General features: G+C 34.8%; 16 protein-coding genes. 12 read left to right on the forward strand and 4 right to left on the reverse strand.

Going from position 1 to position 14,624, the window contains the following annotated elements; all coding sequences use genetic code 11:
- The first annotated feature begins 70 nt into the window (after positions 1-70).
- The 8 genes from ACFO7M_RS12360 (at position 71) to murI (ending at position 8,282) form a co-directional block, all read left to right on the forward strand.
- Positions 71-730 carry a CBS domain-containing protein gene (locus tag ACFO7M_RS12360; protein WP_379716675.1) on the forward strand — a complete coding sequence of 220 codons (660 nt, stop codon included), beginning with the start codon at positions 71-73 and terminating at the stop codon, positions 728-730.
- Between the two features lie 2 nt (positions 731-732).
- Positions 733-1,617 carry an NAD kinase gene (locus tag ACFO7M_RS12365; protein WP_379735932.1) on the forward strand — a complete coding sequence of 295 codons (885 nt, stop codon included), beginning with the start codon at positions 733-735 and terminating at the stop codon, positions 1,615-1,617.
- 130 nt (positions 1,618-1,747) lie between these two features.
- Positions 1,748-2,431 (forward strand): DUF6089 family protein, encoded by a 684-nt coding sequence (locus ACFO7M_RS12370; protein WP_379735933.1) that lies wholly within the window; start codon positions 1,748-1,750, stop codon positions 2,429-2,431.
- 2 nt (positions 2,432-2,433) lie between these two features.
- A complete protein-coding gene (locus ACFO7M_RS12375) occupies positions 2,434-3,174 on the forward strand; it encodes an isoprenyl transferase (protein WP_379716684.1) in 741 nt (246 codons plus the stop codon).
- Positions 3,107-5,833, forward strand: a complete 2,727-nt coding sequence (gene bamA, locus ACFO7M_RS12380) for an outer membrane protein assembly factor BamA (RefSeq protein ID WP_379716687.1) — start codon at positions 3,107-3,109, stop codon at positions 5,831-5,833. The genes ACFO7M_RS12375 and bamA overlap by 68 nt, the downstream gene beginning before the upstream one ends.
- Positions 5,834-5,870: 37 nt before the next feature.
- Positions 5,871-6,911: an OmpH family outer membrane protein gene (locus ACFO7M_RS12385; RefSeq protein ID WP_379716690.1), complete on the forward strand. Its 1,041-nt coding sequence runs from the start codon at positions 5,871-5,873 to the stop codon at positions 6,909-6,911.
- A gap of 25 nt (positions 6,912-6,936) precedes the next feature.
- Positions 6,937-7,434: an OmpH family outer membrane protein gene (locus ACFO7M_RS12390; RefSeq protein WP_379716693.1), complete on the forward strand. Its 498-nt coding sequence runs from the start codon at positions 6,937-6,939 to the stop codon at positions 7,432-7,434.
- A gap of 65 nt (positions 7,435-7,499) precedes the next feature.
- Positions 7,500-8,282, forward strand: a complete 783-nt coding sequence (gene murI, locus ACFO7M_RS12395) for a glutamate racemase (RefSeq protein WP_379735935.1) — start codon at positions 7,500-7,502, stop codon at positions 8,280-8,282.
- A 2-nt stretch (positions 8,283-8,284) separates the two neighbouring features.
- Here murI and ACFO7M_RS12400 read toward each other — a convergent pair whose 3' ends face one another.
- Both ACFO7M_RS12400 and ACFO7M_RS12405 read right to left on the reverse strand, forming a co-directional pair.
- On the reverse strand, positions 8,285-8,794 hold the full coding sequence (locus ACFO7M_RS12400; protein ID WP_379716699.1) for a gamma carbonic anhydrase family protein: 510 nt from the start codon (positions 8,792-8,794) through the stop codon (positions 8,285-8,287).
- A 45-nt stretch (positions 8,795-8,839) separates the two neighbouring features.
- Positions 8,840-9,835, reverse strand: a complete 996-nt coding sequence (locus ACFO7M_RS12405; RefSeq protein WP_379716702.1) for a type IX secretion system membrane protein PorP/SprF — start codon at positions 9,833-9,835, stop codon at positions 8,840-8,842.
- Between the two features lie 210 nt (positions 9,836-10,045).
- Here ACFO7M_RS12405 and ACFO7M_RS12410 point away from each other — a divergent pair, with 210 nt between their 5' ends.
- The 4 genes from ACFO7M_RS12410 to ACFO7M_RS12425 all read left to right on the forward strand — a co-directional run bounded on the left by ACFO7M_RS12410 (position 10,046) and on the right by ACFO7M_RS12425 (position 12,523).
- Complete coding sequence (locus ACFO7M_RS12410) at positions 10,046-10,942, forward strand: NifU family protein (RefSeq protein WP_379716705.1); 897 nt, start codon at positions 10,046-10,048, stop codon at positions 10,940-10,942.
- Between the two features lie 64 nt (positions 10,943-11,006).
- The gene (locus ACFO7M_RS12415; RefSeq protein WP_379716708.1) at positions 11,007-11,207 is read left to right on the forward strand and encodes a dodecin family protein; all 201 of its coding nucleotides are present in this window, start codon (positions 11,007-11,009) and stop codon (positions 11,205-11,207) included.
- A 107-nt stretch (positions 11,208-11,314) separates the two neighbouring features.
- Positions 11,315-11,701, forward strand: a complete 387-nt coding sequence (locus ACFO7M_RS12420) for a hypothetical protein (RefSeq protein ID WP_379735937.1) — start codon at positions 11,315-11,317, stop codon at positions 11,699-11,701.
- A 66-nt stretch (positions 11,702-11,767) separates the two neighbouring features.
- Complete coding sequence (locus tag ACFO7M_RS12425; protein ID WP_379716715.1) at positions 11,768-12,523, forward strand: mechanosensitive ion channel family protein; 756 nt, start codon at positions 11,768-11,770, stop codon at positions 12,521-12,523.
- 1 nt (position 12,524) lies between these two features.
- Here the strand turns inward: ACFO7M_RS12425 and tsaB are convergent, their stop codons facing one another.
- Entirely contained in the window at positions 12,525-13,184 is a 660-nt protein-coding gene (tsaB, locus tag ACFO7M_RS12430) for a tRNA (adenosine(37)-N6)-threonylcarbamoyltransferase complex dimerization subunit type 1 TsaB (RefSeq protein ID WP_379735939.1), read from the reverse strand.
- Between the two features lie 92 nt (positions 13,185-13,276).
- On the reverse strand, positions 13,277-14,623 hold the full coding sequence (locus ACFO7M_RS12435; protein ID WP_379735941.1) for an efflux RND transporter periplasmic adaptor subunit: 1,347 nt from the start codon (positions 14,621-14,623) through the stop codon (positions 13,277-13,279).
- Between the last annotated feature and the right edge of the window lies 1 nt (position 14,624).

Below are 14,624 nucleotides of genomic sequence, written 5' to 3' on the forward strand. Positions count from 1 at the left end.
CAAAAATACGAACTTATACAAGGTCATTCTCTTATTTTTTAATTATTTTGCAGAAGATTATTACAACACCATGAATATACTTTCAGATTATATTAATCACGATTTCGAACCTTTTGACATCAAGGAAAGCATTGCGCGTGTGCAAGACTTTTTTACTGATGTTAATTTTTCACATTTCCCTGTAACTGAGGAGGGCGTTTTTGTTGGCAACATTTCAAGCGAAGATGCAGACGGTTTGGATTTTAGCAAGGCTCTAGGCGACTATAAATATACTTTTGAAGGTTTTTTCACAAGGAAAAATTCAGTTCTATTGGACGTTTTGGATGATTTTGCCAAAAACGAATCGAATGTCATTCCCGTTTTGGACGAACATAACAAATACATTGGTTATTATGAATTAGAAGACATCATCAGTGTATTTAACGAAACTCCTTTCCTTAAAGAAATTGGCGCAATAATTATCATCGAAAAAGGCATCAACGATTATTCTTTTAGCCAAATCGCCCAAATCATTGAAGGCAACAATGGAAAAATATTAGGTTCCTTCATTTCAAACATTGACGAAGAAAAAGTACAAATCACCATCAAAATTGGAGAAGGCGGACTAAATGAAATCATTCAAACATTCAGACGCTATGAGTATGAAATCATCTCCGAGCACCAAGAAGACGATTACTTAAAAACATTAAAAGAACGTTCTGATTATTTGGACCGATACCTTAATATATAATTATGAAAGTCGCCATTTACGGTCAATTTTATCAAAATGCAACTTCGCCTATAATTGAGCGTTTATTGGCATTTCTACAAAACAACCAAGTGCAGTTTGTCATAGAAGAGAATTTCTTCAAAATGTTAACCGACAACAAGGCAATTCGTGAAGCGTATCCGGTTTTTCACTCCCACACCGATCTAGACAAGAGTTACGACATGCTTATTAGTGTAGGGGGCGACGGAACTTTTTTACGCGCCGCAACAATGGTCAGAAATTCAGGAATTCCCATCTTAGGAATCAATGCTGGTCGATTGGGTTTTTTAGCAACCGTACAACAAGAAAACTTAGAACGTTTTTTACAAGTCGTCTTAGATAAAAAATATACCATTTCAAAACGAACTTTATTGAGCTTGAAATGTTCTCCTAAAGTCGACAGTATAACCGATTTAAACTTCGCCATGAACGAAGTAACGGTAAGTCGAAAAGACACCACATCAATGATTACCATTGAAACCTATCTGAATGGAGAATACCTCACTTCGTATTGGGCAGACGGGTTAATCATTTCCACACCAACCGGATCTACAGGATATTCGATGAGTTGTGGAGGACCAATTTTAACTCCAAACGCCAACAGTTTAGTTCTTACCCCGATTGCACCACATAATTTAAACGCACGCCCTATCGTAATTCCCGACAATACAATCATAAAATTGAAAGTTTCCGGAAGGGAAGAAAATTATTTGGTATCACTTGATTCAAGAATGGCATCGGTTAGAAACGAATCGGTACTAACCATCAAAAAAACGCCATTTAAAATCAATTTGGTTGAAATCCCAGAAGAAACCTTTCTAAAAACACTGCGCAACAAATTACTTTTCGGCGAAGACAAGCGCAATTAAACCACAGACAAATACTACATTTAAGACTTTTCCGTTTTAAGTAAAATAAAATTACCAACAATTCTCTTAGATTATAAGTTTTCACTTTGTCAAGTGGTCATAATTAGTATATTTGCAAGCTATTATAAAAATGAAGAACATTTATCACATCATAGTACTCTTGTTAGCAGTACAATTTGCTCAGGCTCAGATACACGAAATAGGTGTATTCGCGGGAGGAAGCAATTTCATTGGCGATGTTGGAAGGACCAATTACATCCATCCCAACGAGCCAGCGATAGGTATTTTATACAAGTGGAATAAAAGTCCTAGGTTTGCTTGGAGGTTTTCGGCAATGCGTTCTAAAATTTCCGGTAATGATTTGGATTCCGATGTGGAAGGAAGAAAAGACAGAGGATTACAATTTGAAAATTCAATTACTGAATTTTCTGCTGGTTTTGAGTTCAATTTTTTTGACTTCGACCAACATCAGTCAGGTTTCTTCATGTCACCTTATCTTGCTTCAGGTGTAAATTATTTTTTACATGATAATTTATATGTGGTAGGTAATCAATACCAAACCGATGAAAGATCAGGTGATTTTGCTTTACCTATTGTTGCCGGAGTAAAAATGAAAATTTCACGCAATTTAATCCTTGGATTGGAAAGCGGCGCAAGATATACATTTACAGATGACATTGATGGGAGTTTCCCTAAAAAAAGTAGTTTAGAAGGCTATAAATTCGGAAACGTAAACAGTAAAGATTGGTATGTATTCACAGGGCTGACACTAACCTATACGTTTGGTGAAAAACCCTGCTATTGTAGAGAATAAAAATGAGCTTATTAAACAAAATTAACACAGATAATTTACCCAACCACTTAGCCATCATTATGGACGGTAATGGACGTTGGGCAAAACAAAAAGGAATGCTACGCGCATTTGGCCATGAAAATGGAACAAAAAGTGTGCGTACTACTGTGGAAGCTTGTGCTCGTTTAGGCATTGAAAACCTTACTTTGTATGCTTTTTCTACCGAAAATTGGAATCGCCCAAAACTTGAGGTAGACACCTTGATGAAACTTCTCATCTCTTCCTTAAAAAAAGAGCTAGCAACTCTTGAAAAAAACAACATTCGATTAAATTCTATTGGCAACCTCGAAAACCTACCAAAAGGAGTTCAGAAAGAACTTCAGGAAGTGATTGAAAAAACCAAAAATAACACCCGGATGACTCTTACTCTTGCCCTTAGTTATGGCTCTAGAGAAGAAATCTTAAATGCTGTTAAAAAAATATCAGATAAAGTTAAAAATAACATAATTTCAATTGATTCTATTGATGAATCCATATTAAATAATCATCTTTACACGCACAATCTACCTGACGTAGATTTAGTGATAAGAACCAGTGGCGAACACCGCATCAGTAATTTTTTACTTTGGCAAATTGCTTATGCCGAGTTTTATTTTACGGATGTTTTATGGCCAGATTTCACAGATGAACATTTATATGAAGCCATTATTAGCTATCAAAAAAGAGAACGTAGATTTGGAAAAACAAGTGAACAAATTAAATAATTTTTTAAGTATTACCAACAGCATTAAATTAGTGCTGTTCTTTTTATTATTAAGCGCATCTACAGCTGTAAAAGCTCAGGACAGATTAGCATTTGATCAAGGAAAAACATACATATTAAAAAAAGTAACTGTAACCGGAAAAGTATCTTACAATGAGCAAACCATTGTAACTTTTGCAGGCTTACAAAAAGGACAATCGCTAACTGTTCCTGGTGAGGAAATCAGTAATTCGATCAAAAAACTATGGAAATTAGGTTTCTATAACAACGTAAATTATTATGTTGACAAAATAGAAGGCGACAGCATTTCACTTGAATTGAACTTAAACGAATTACCTAAACTTAAAGAAGTTAAATTTGTTGGTGTAAAAAAAGGAGCTATCGAAGGTTTAATCAAAGACAATTCGTTAACTCCTGAAAAGATTGTAAACGAGAACTTACTTACTACTACAAAATACTATATCGAAAACAAATACAAAAAAGAAGGCTTTTACAATACCAAAGTAAACATTTCTACTGTAGATGACACTACATCGATCAATCATGTGAACATGGTAGTTAATGTTGACAAAGGCGACAAGGTCAAAATCAAGGAGATTAACATCAATGGAAATAAGCAACTAACTGACAAAAAGGTACTTAAAGCCATGAAAAACACAAAGGAGAAAAGTCCACTAAACCCTTTAAAACTTTTCAAAGGCTCAAAATTCATTCGTGATAAATACAAAGAAGACTTAAATTCAATTGTAGAGAAATATAAAGAAAAAGGATATCGCGATGCACGTATTATATCGGATTCTGTTATTTACGACAAAGAGAATAACGAAATATCAATCAATTTAAACTTAGAAGAAGGTAACAAATATTACTTTGGAGATATAAATTTTGTTGGAAATACCGTTTATAGCGATAATGTATTGGCGCGCCAATTAGGCATTAAAAAAGGAGATGTTTACAACGGTGTATTACTAGACAAACAAATTGCTGACAAAACAAAACCGGATGGTGATGATTTAACCAATTTATACCAAAACAACGGTTATTTATTTTCCAATATCAATCCTGTAGAGGTTAAAACGGCCAATGACACCATTGATATGGAAATCAGAATTGTAGAAGGTCCATTAGCCCATTTCAACAAAATTAGTGTTGTTGGAAATGACAAAACCAACGATAAAGTTATCTACAGAGAAATTAGAACAAAACCAGGAGACGTATACAGTAAAGATCAATTGATTCGAACAATCCGCGAAATCGGTCAGTTAGGTTTCTTTGACCCTGAAGCCATCAAACCTGATTTCGAAAATGTTGACCCGGGAGCGGGAACCGTAGACATCAAGTACAATGTAGTTGAAAAAGGAGCTAGTCAGATTGAGCTTCAAGGAGGTTACGGCGGAGGTGGTTTCATCGGAACACTTGGATTATCATTCAATAATTTCTCCATTGGAAATATTTTCAAAAAACACGCATACAAACCTTTACCAATGGGTGATGGTCAGAAATTATCATTACGTTTACAAGGAAGTACTTATTTCCAAACCTACAGTTTTTCTTTCTCTGAGCCATGGTTCGGTGGAAAAAAACCAGTACAGTTTTCGGGATCAATTTCATACAGTAAACAATATGCAAACAACTTCGTTTCAAACGACGTAGATCGTTCGAAAAGCTTTAACATCTTTTCGGTATCCCTAGGTTTAGCAAAAAGATTAAAGGCTCCTGACGATTTCTTCGTACTATCGAATTCAATCAGTTACCAGCACTACGACTTAAACAATTACAATGTTGGTTTGTTCAAATTCGGAAACGGTATATCTAGAAACATATCCTATACATTCGGATTATCACGCAACAACAAAGGGATAAATCCAATTTTCCCAACATATGGTTCTGATTTCAATTTCACGGCCAAGTTTACCCCACCTTATTCCCTATTCAACAATGTGGATTACGCTAACTTGGAGAACATGGAAGAATACAAAATTAAGACTAGAAGAGAAACTATTATTAATAACGTCAACGTTCCTGCCAACACCTATTTGGACGCCAACGGAAACCCTGTAGCTACATACCAAGAAGCTGCAACTGACCAAGCACGTGTTGACCAGAAAAAATTCAACTGGTTAGAATTCTATAAAGTTAAATTTAAAGCAGAATGGTATAATAAAGTCTATGAAAAACTTACTTTGCGTTCTTTAGCCGAGTTCGGATTCATGGGAGCCTACAACCAAGACAGAGGATTAGTTCCATTTGAACGTTTCTATTTAGGTGGTGATGGTATGGCCAATTATTCGATGGATGGCCGTGAAACCATTCAATTAAGAGGTTATCCGAACAACTCATTAACTCCTACAGATGCAAATAGAGAACAAATTGGCGCAACGATATACAATAAATTCTCCCTAGAATTACGTTATCCTATAACACTAAAACAGGCTGCATCTATTTATGCCCTATCTTTTGTTGAAGGTGGTGCTGCCTTTAGCAATTTTAAAGGATACAATCCGTTTAATTTAAAACGATCAGCAGGTGTTGGTTTAAGAGTATTCATGCCAGCTTTCGGATTACTAGGAATAGATTTTGCACATGGATTCGATTCTATTTATCCTGGCGGTGTTAAAAACGGATGGGAAACACACTTTATCATAGGTCAGCAATTTTAGTTATATTTGATACAACAATCAACATAAAACACAAACTATGAAAAAACTATTTTTGTTATTAATGTTCTTTGCTGTTTCTGGATTTGTTTTCGGACAAACCAAAACAGGAATTAAAATAGGATATATTGATATGGATTATATTCTGGAAAATGTTCCGGATTATAAAGAAGCATCAAGTCAACTAGAACAAAAAGCGCAAAAGTGGAAGCAAGACATTGAAGAAAGAAAAAATGCGATTCAAAAATTAAAGGAATCTTTAAAAAATGAAAGAGCACTTTATACCAAAGAACTTATTGAGGAAAAAGAAGAGGAAATAAAATTCCTTGAAACTGACTTAATTGACTATCAACAGAAAAGATTTGGTCCTCGTGGTGATTTGGCTATTCAGAAAGAAACCATCATCAAACCGGTTCAAGATCAAGTATTCAATACCATTCAGGATATTGCCGAAGCAAAACAATACGATTTCATTTTCGACAAGTCTTCGGATATGACAATTTTATTTTCTGCGAAAAAGCACAATATTAGTGACCAAGTAGTCCGAGTTATTACACGCACAGAAAAGAGAGAAGAATTATCTAAGAAACAACAAAAAGCACTTGAAGAAAAACAAGAAAAGCAAGATGAAGTTTCCGATAATTCAGCACTTGCAGAAAGACAACGACTGCTAGACGAGAAAAAAGCCAAGAGGGATAAAATTTTGGAAGACCGTCGAAAAACAGCAGAAGAGAAGCGCAAAATATTCGAGGAGAACAGAAAAAAACTTATAGAAGAACGCAACAAACAAATTTCTGGCACAACAATTGATTCTTCTAAAACAGATGTAAAACCAGCCGAAACAAAAACCGCCGATAAACAAACGGAAAATTTCAACAAAGCTGAAGACAAAAAAGCAGTACAGGATTCGCTAAAAACAGCTAAAGAAGCTGAACGCCTCAAAGCAATAGAAAACAATAAAAAGGTTTTGGAGGAACGAAGAAAAGCATTAGAAGAGAAAAGAAAGAAAATCCTTGAAGAAAGAGAAGCAGCGCGCAAAGCAAAAGAGGAAGAATTGAAAAAGAAAAATAACCAAAATTAATATTACACTAATAAATACTAAAAAGATGAAACAGATTAAAACTTTACTTATTGCAGCAGTAATGATGTTAGGAGCAAGTACTATGACTGCTCAAGTAAAAACAGCTCACATCGACGTTCAAGAGCTTTTATCTAAAATGCCGGAAATGACTTCTGCGAAAGCACAATTGGAAAAATTAAGTAAAACTTTCGATACAGAATATTCAACTATGGTAACTGAATACAAAACTAAAATGACAAAGTACGAAAGTGAAGCTGAAACTACCACAAGAGAGATCAACGAAACTCGTGCTAAAGAAATGCAAGATATGGGGCAACGTATCCAACAATACAGAGACAATGCTCAAAAACAAATCGATGAGAAAAGAATGGAAATCGAAAAACCTATTTATGACAAAGTGAAAGCTGCTATTGTAAAGGTTGCTAAAGCTAAAGGTTATCAATATGTATTGGATGCTTCTGCTTTCATCGTTGCTGATGGACCTAACTTATACGAAGACGTTAAAAAAGAATTAAAATTCTAATTCTCTAAAATATTTTTAAAAAACTGCGTTACTTTTTAGCGCAGTTTTTTTTTACATTTGTTTCTATGAACAACTCAAATCCTATTGGCTTATTTGACTCCGGTATTGGTGGAACATCCATCTGGAAAGAAATTCATCAATTACTCCCAAACGAAAATACTGTATATCTGGCTGACAGCAAAAATGCTCCATATGGTAAAAAGTCGAAGGAAGAAATTGTCTCTTTGTGCTTTAAAAACGTTGATTTTTTATTAGAACAAAACTGTAAAATGATTGTTGTTGCCTGTAATACTGCAACTACAAATGCCATAAAAGAACTTCGTGAAAAATACGACGTCCCTTTTATTGGAATTGAACCTGCCATTAAACCTGCCGCAAACCAATCCGAGACACAAACCATCGGAATATTAGCAACTAAGGGCACTCTAAATAGTGATTTATTCAACAAACGCGTTGAAAGCTATACCAATATCCGCATATTAGAACAGGTTGGATATGGTTTAGTGGAATTAATAGAAGGTGGTAAAATAGAAACCGAGGAAATGAGAAATTTGCTCAAAATTTATTTGCGCCCTATGATTGCCGAAAACATAGATTATCTTGTTCTAGGATGTAGTCACTACCCTTACCTTATTCCGGAGATCAAAAAAATAATTCCTCCGCATATAAAAATTATCGATTCCGGGCAGGCTGTAGCTAGACAAACAAAAGCTATCTTAGAACAAAATCAAATGCTTAACACAGTTAGAATCAAAGAGGGAAACGCTACGTTTTACACAAATAGTGATGCACAAGTATTGAAGACTATACTTGGCTTCGACGATAACGTATTTGAAAAGGATTTTTAGACTTATTTAAACCAACTGGAGTACATAATGTAATTATTGGAAATACGTTCAATTTCACCAGCAAAATCACTTTGATTGATATCCTTGACTTTTTTGGCAGGAATACCAGCATAAATAGTTCCCGATTCAACCACTGTATTTTGAGTTACTACACTTCCTGCTGCAACAATTGAATTACTTTCAATAACACAACCATCCATAACAATCGATCCCATCCCAATTAAAACATTGTCATGCACGGTGCAACCATGCACAATGGCATTATGACCAATAGACACATTATTCCCAATAATTGTGGGATGCTTTTGGTAAGTACAATGAATTACCGCACCATCTTGTATATTGACTTTATTACCAACTTTTATAAAATGAACATCTCCACGAACCACCGCATTAAACCAAATACTACATTGCTCACCTAATGAAACGTCACCAACTATAGTGGCATTTTCAGCTACATAACAATCTTCAGGTATTTGCGGATACTTACCGTTTACTTCTTTAATTACCATATACTATATAAAAAACATGTCCCGATTAATCGGGACATTATATTGTTAATTGATCGCTGGACAGTTACAGTCGTAACGTTCTCTCTTACAACCAAAATCAAAACCTAAAGTGATTTGATGGAATCCACCTGTTTCAAATTTAATATCTCCCATAACATTAGAATAAGTATAGGCAAACATAAACTTCTTATAATTAACTCCTACTAGCGGAGTAATATATTGTAATTTTTGATCTTTCAATTGATTACCATCCAAATATTGCGCTCCATCAAAACTTCTTCTATAAGATAATCCAGCCCAAATTCTTCCAAAATCAACCGTTTTATAAGCCTTTAGGTTAGCATCAATCGACTTTTCTTTGGTTCTCTCTGTTAATTGAAACATCACAGAAGGCTCCCATAATAATTTTCTCGGGTTACCAAACACATAACCTCCACTAAGAATATACTTTCTCAAATTATCCGATTCATAATCCGAATACAAATCTCTACTTCTGAACAATGCATTTTTAACTGTTGCATGAACATACATATCCAAATAGTTATATGATGCTCCAAAATCAATATTAAAATAACTAGAACGTTGGATAATTCCAGCAATAATAGGATCAAAATCAGTCATGTCAAAACTTGATTCATCCAATTGATTTTGTACCAACCCAGCACTTAAACCAAACGAAAGCTGATTCAAATCAACTGTACTTCTTGAAAACATCAAATGATGCGCATAGGTAATCTTTGCACCCTTTTGTGAATGGTAACCATTTTTATCATTGAATAAAATAGCACCAATTGCCGAACCTCTTTCTCCTAATTTACTATTAAAACTTAACGTTTGCAAAGCGGGTGCATCATCGTTACCAAACCACTGATTTCTTGCTGTCAATCTAATTTTAGAACAATTAGAAGCTCCGGCCATAGATGGATGTAATAAATAATAGTTATCAGTCAGATAATCGGAGTAGACCGCAATACCTTCTTGGGCGAACGAAAATTGACAAATTAAAAGTAAGATAAGTAGTTTTATATTCTTTAAAATCATGTTTTTACACTTTTTCAGACTCAAGACAAATCTGATAAAAATTAATTAATACTAATCGTTTTATTGAAAACGCTCAAAGATATAACTTTTTGTTATATGATGATTATGCAAACGTTTTTTTTTGATCTTTAAAATAGTTAATTAAACGATAAAAAGAATTCCAATCTATGAAGTAAAATTATGTTTAGTACCTTTGCAAAAAAAATTAAGATGAAACTTATCACTATAAAAGAAACTAACAATCCGAGTATTCTAAAATTCGAATTTTCGTACTTCATCTGCCCTAATCAAAGTTTTGAATTCAAAAACATTGACGAATGCGCTGACTCTGTACTTGCCCAACAATTGTTTTACCTACCATTTGTAAAAACAGTTTATATTTCGGGGAATTTTATCGCTATCGAAAAGTTCAGCATTGTTGAATGGGATGATGTGAAATTTGAAGTTGCCGAACAATTAGAAAACTATGTTAATGCAGGTGGCGAAGTAGTAAAAGCTAAAGAGGAAAACAAAAAAATAGCTGTTACTGTTTATGCGGAAAGCACACCCAATCCATCGGTAATGAAATTTGTTTCAAGCAGAATATTAACCAAAACTATTGTTGAGTGCAAAAACATCGACGAAACGGAAGCCTCTCCACTAGCTCGTGCATTATTTAAATTCCCATATGTTAAAGAAGTTTTCATTGATGAAAATTATGTATCGGTTACCAAATATGCAGTTAACGAATGGCAAGAAGTGACCAATGAAGTACGTACTTTCATTCGTGAATTCATCGAAAGTGGCAATATTGCCGTAGATGAAACCAAAGTAGTGACATCAGAGAAACTAGACAAACAGCAAATTAAGGACTTCGATAATTTAGATGTGACTTCACAAAAAATCATCAATATTATTGAAGAATACATCAAACCAGCAGTCGCTGCAGATGGCGGTAATATCTTATTTGACTCTTTTTCGGAATCCGACAAAAAAGTTAAGGTAATCTTACAAGGTGCTTGTAGCGGATGTCCTTCTTCAACTTTTACTTTAAAAAACGGAATCGAAAATATGCTAAAGGAAATGCTTCAAGATCAAGAAATTAAAGTAGAGGCATTGAACGGATAGCATTTGGTTTTACAGTTTTAAATACCTAACTTTAGTAGTCAAATAACTTTAAAACTGTATAATTATGTCTGTATTAAAAGTCATCGAGGTGTTATCCAACTCGAACATCAGCTGGGAAGATGCCACAGCTAAAGCGGTAGAAAAAGCATCCAAATCGGTAAAGCACATACGTTCTGCGTATGTTCAGGAACAAAGTGCCTCTGTTGTTGATGGCAAAGTAACCGAATACCGTGTCAATTTAAAATTAACTTTCGAAATCGAATAAAATCATTCACAAAACAAGTTATGCGTTTCAAAATCGGAACGCATAGCCCATTTTGTTCGAAAAAAATCGTAATATTACACTTATTAATAATCAAAAATTTGTAAAAAATGGGAATTGGAAGTTTTTTTAAGAATTTATTTGGTTCTAAAGTAAATGTGGAAGAAATCTCGGAAAAAGTGGAAAACTTTGCCGATGACGCCATCGCAAAAGCTAAAGAAAGTGCAGCGCCACTTGTAGACAAAGTAGAAGAATTTGCTGAGAAAGCGGGAGAAAAAGTAAAAGAATTTGTTCCTCAGGCAGCAGAGACTATTGACAACATTGTAGACACTGTAAAAGAAAAAGCGGAAATAGCAATCGATAAAGTGGAAGAGCTGGCTCATGGAGCAGTAGATACTGCCAAAGAAAAAGCAGAAGGCTTTATGGATAACACAGAAGCAAAAGTTAAAAACACAGTAGACACCGCAACCGAAGAAACCTCGGAAGAAACAAAATAAAAAAAGTAAAATACATGTAAAGAGGTTGGTTTTCTAACCTCTTTTTCTATTATCAAAATTTGAAAAATGAATATCTATTTAGAAGCTCTCAGAAAATTATTATTTGACATTTCCCCAAAAATCATTACAGCTTTAATTATCTTATTTGTCGGTTTGTGGGTGACCAGTATTATCACTAAAGCATTCAAAAAAATAATGTTAGGACGTAATATTGAAGTTACTTTAACCAATTTCCTTGGCAACTTAATATTTTGGAGTTTACGTGTTATTGTTTTCATCGCAGTAGTGTCAAAACTAGGAGTAGAAACTTCATCTTTTGTCGCGATACTAGGAGCCGCTGGATTGGCTGTTGGTTTATCCTTACAAGGTTCCTTAGCTAATTTTGCAGGCGGGATTCTGATTATTTTATTCAAGCCTTTCAAATTAGGCGACAAAATTGAAGTACAGGGAGAAACAGGCAAGGTAGAAGAAATCCAAATTTTTTCGACAAAAATCACCACCGGAAACAATCAAACGGTATATATCCCTAACGGACTTTTATCCAACGGAAAAATAAAGAATTTTTCACAACTGTCAACGCAAAGAACAGATTTCGAAATTATTTCTAATCATACCGCTGATGTTAGTGAATTGAAAAATAAGCTGTCTAATCTAGTAATCAACCAACCTTTGGTATTAAAAGATCCGAAGCCGGAAATTTATATTTCCCACTTTACAGACACATCGGTTAATTTTATAGTAAAGATATGGACTAATAATAGCGATGCTGCTGAGGCTAAATCGGATATTTTAGAAAAATCCAGACAATACCTTACCTTGTAAATTATCGGTTTAGTATAAAATCCTTTAAATAAAAAGGTTCAAAATAAGCGACATCTACAGTGTCGTTTTTTTTGTATTTTTCAAATGCTATACTTCCCATTTCATTAGCAGAAGGATAAACAATATCATCATGAAAAACAAATTTAGCATCAGTCAAAACTGATTTGCATTTTGGAGCACCATCACCAATCAAATGAATTGCATCCGAAATATCAGAATAGGTATTTTCTGTGATAATTTCTGATTCAATTGCTCTTTTCAACGTGTGATTCTTATCGAAAATAGCAGTATAACATTCCATTCTTCGAGCGTCAATCATTGGTACAACGACTCCACTTTCCAATTGCAACTGTTTCGCTAAAGATTCCAAAGTATCGATCGCTATCAATGGAATACCCAAAGAATAGCACAGTCCTTTTGCCGTTGAAACACCAATGCGCAACCCTGTGTAAGACCCAGGGCCTTGACTCACTGCAACAGCTTTCAAATCTGAAAAACCGATTTGAGTTTCTTTTAAAATTTCTGCAATAAAAACATGCAATTTTTCAGCATGGGAATAGCCATTTTCCGAAATTTCCCTGCACAAAACAGTAACACCGTTTAATGACAATCCAACAGAGCAGTTTTTTGTAGCCGTTTCTATTGATAAAATATAACTCATTATTCCTTTTTAAAGCGACAAATATAATTAAAAAAGAAAAGCTCGAACCTATATTAGGAACGAGCTTTTCCAAGAATTAATCAATTAATTTTTTAGCTTTCTTTATTTTTCTTAGCCTTTTCACGTTCGGCTTCAAGTTCTGCTTTTGATTTCACCCGTACTTTATCACCAGGATTTAATTCCTTGGAGACAACGGTATATGGACCAACCACAATTGTCTCCCCTTTCTTCAGTCCTGACAAAATTTCTATGTACGTATCATCTTGAATACCCGTTTCAACAATTCGTAGATTGACTTTGTCGCCCGATTTAACAAATACACATTCGTAACGCTTTTCATTTTTGGATTTTACTTCTTCCACCACTTCTCCATCCTCATTTCCATCGGCACTTTCATCCTTATCTGTTTTACGGTTAGCAGTGGTATCTGTTCGCATCACTACCGAACTAATAGGCACAGCAATAACATTTTCTCTTGTTGTAGTAATAATATCCACAGTAGCCGTCATCCCGGGACGGAAAGGAGAAAAATTAGCCGGTTTCCCTTTCATTAAATCCGCGTACGATTCTTTAACAATTCGAACTTTCACTTTAAAATTAGTCACCTGATCGGCAGATAAGGCAGTACTAGCTGAATTCGAAATACTGGTTACGATTCCTTTGAATTCTTTTTTTAGATAGGCATCCACTTCTACTTTCGCTTCATCACCAATCTCGACCTTAACAATATCATTCTCATTGACATCTACCTCTACCTCCATATTGTTCAAATTGGCTACACGCATCATTTCTGTACCTGCCATTTGCTGTGTTCCTAAAACACGTTCACCCAATTCGACATCCAATTTCGAGATAGTTCCGTCAACCGGAGCATAAATAGACGTTTTCCCTAAATTTTCTTTCGATTCATTTACGGTTGCCGATGCACTTTGCACATTATAGTACGCCGCATCTTTTGCCGCTTGAGCTCCCTCAAAGGCCGCTACTGCTTTTTCCCATTCTGAACGTGAAACAATCCCTTTTTCAAACAACTTTTTAGTACGTTCATAGCTTGCTTTTGCTTCTTTGAATTGTGCATCAGCCTGGCTTAAACCCGCTTTAGTATTGGATAGACCTGAAACCGACCTGTTTAATCCCGACACATACAATTCAGGATTCACACGAACCAATAGCTCTCCTTTTTTTACGATCTGCCCTTCTTTCACCGGTAAAGCAATAATTTCTCCTGAAACCTCAGACGAAATTTTAACTTCAATTTCTGGTTGGATTTTTCCAGTAGCGGAAACTGTCTCAATTACATTTCGTTGTGCTACTTTGGCAATCTCCACCACTTTTCCTTCTTTATTTTTGCCGAAGGCTCCCATCTTCTCAATTGCTACAGCACCAAGAATAATAAGTCCCACTCCACCAAATAAAAAATATTTCGTTTTCTTAGTCATG

The sequence above is a fragment of the Flavobacterium sp. GCM10023249 genome (assembly GCF_042653365.1).
In the GTDB taxonomy this organism is placed as follows: domain Bacteria; phylum Bacteroidota; class Bacteroidia; order Flavobacteriales; family Flavobacteriaceae; genus Flavobacterium.